Raw genomic sequence first — 1,545 nt, forward strand, 5'->3', positions numbered from 1 at the left:
CTTCGGCCACGGTGACTCCTTAAATTCGCGTGTACGCCGTAATGTAGCCCGCTGCGGTTCCCGCCCGGCCTGCGGGGGCGACCGGCGTCCGCTAGCCGACGTTCGCGGCAACCGGGGTCGGCCGCGGTGCGTCGGCCGGGGCGCGGGGGCCATAGCCGTCCTCACCCAGGGCGGTGCAGAGCGCCGGGATCAACCGATCGGCGACCAGCGCGTAGCCGACGGCTGATGGGTGGTACTGGTCTTCGGCGAACAGCAGGTCCGCAGCGTGCCGGAACTCCGGCGCGACCAGGTCGGCGAAGGCCACCGCGGCGCCGCCGGCGGCGGTGACCGCCAGGGTCTGGGCCCGGGCCAGCCGCAGCCCGCGGGCGTGTGCGGCCCACCGCAGCGGCTGGGGGAGTGCGGTGACCAGCGAGAAGTCCGGGCAGGTGCCGACCACCACCGCCGCACCGCCAGCCCGTAGCCGCTGTACGGCGGTGCCCAACAGCCGCGCCGAGGAGCCGATGGCGTGCAGGGCGGTGACGTCGTTGGCGCCGACCATGATCACCGCCGCGTCCGGTGGCGGACCGGCCACGAACATCGCGTCCACCTGGCCGGCCAGGCCCTTGGAGGTGGCGCCGACGATCGCCTTGGTGCTGAGCCGGATACGTCTGCCGGTCCGCTCGGCCAGCGCCTTCGCGATCAGCGCGCCCGGCACCTCGCCGGCGTTGTGGCAGCCGTAGCCGGTGGCGGTGGAGTCGCCGAACAACATCAGGTGCAGGTCGACGGGGATCTCACGGCGCCAGCGCAGCACCGGCTCGCCGTCCGGACCGTAGACGCCGTCGGCGCGCGGCGGGATACCCCAGGCTTTCGGGATGGCCTGGCGAGCCCGGTCTGCCTGGCCGGTCAAGAGGCTGCGAACGCCCAGATAGGCCGTGCAGGTCGATGCCAGCGCACCCGCGGCCGCCAGCGTTATCGCTGGTCCGCTTGGTACGCGCCTCGCCATGCGGCCAGTTTAGGGAGCGTGGGCGTCGTTTCGGCGTCGCGATTGCACAGCAACGGTAACGATGTGAAAGCGATGTAATATCGAACTAAATTCTTATATTTTTAAACACTCCGTTACCTGTCAGGCTAGGTTTATCCGCGTTGGCTGTGCCGGCCGGGCCGACACACCGCGAGGCTCTTCGAGTCCTGAGGAGTGTTGACATGACCGCACTGAGTACGGCGGCCGAGTCGCTTCCGGCCGGTCCGAACCCGCGCCACGCCCGCAGTATCCGCCGCCCCCGCCGGCTCTCGCTGAGCGATCGCAGACCCGTCGAGGTCGTCGAAGACGACGCCAGCGTCGCCGGCCGGCTGGCCTGGCTGGCCGCCCGCGTCACCATCCGGCCGGTGCTGTCCATCGGCAGCTACCTGCCGCACGTGCCGTGGCCGTTCGGACTGGTCGACTTCGCCGCCAAGGCGGTGCAGCCGGAACCCGGCACGGTCCGGGCCACCATCCGGCTGCCGCGCTGCAAGGCCCAGCTGGTCCGCGCCGCCGGGGTGCTGCCCGCCGACGGGACCCGGCGAATC

At 71.5% G+C, this 1,545-nt stretch carries 1 protein-coding gene and 1 pseudogene; one reads left to right on the top strand and one right to left on the bottom strand.

Annotation, left to right across the window (positions count from 1 at the left end; all coding sequences use genetic code 11):
* Positions 1-91: 91 nt before the first annotated feature.
* Complete coding sequence (locus AC2VNT_RS15200; RefSeq protein WP_486947648.1) at positions 92-982, bottom strand: SGNH/GDSL hydrolase family protein; 891 nt, start codon at positions 980-982, stop codon at positions 92-94.
* A gap of 200 nt (positions 983-1,182) precedes the next feature.
* Between AC2VNT_RS15200 and AC2VNT_RS15205 the strand changes: the two are divergent.
* A pseudogene (locus AC2VNT_RS15205) lies at positions 1,183-1,545 on the top strand (esterase); the annotation flags it as partial.

Source organism: Mycobacterium sp. TH-M15, from assembly GCF_057473705.1.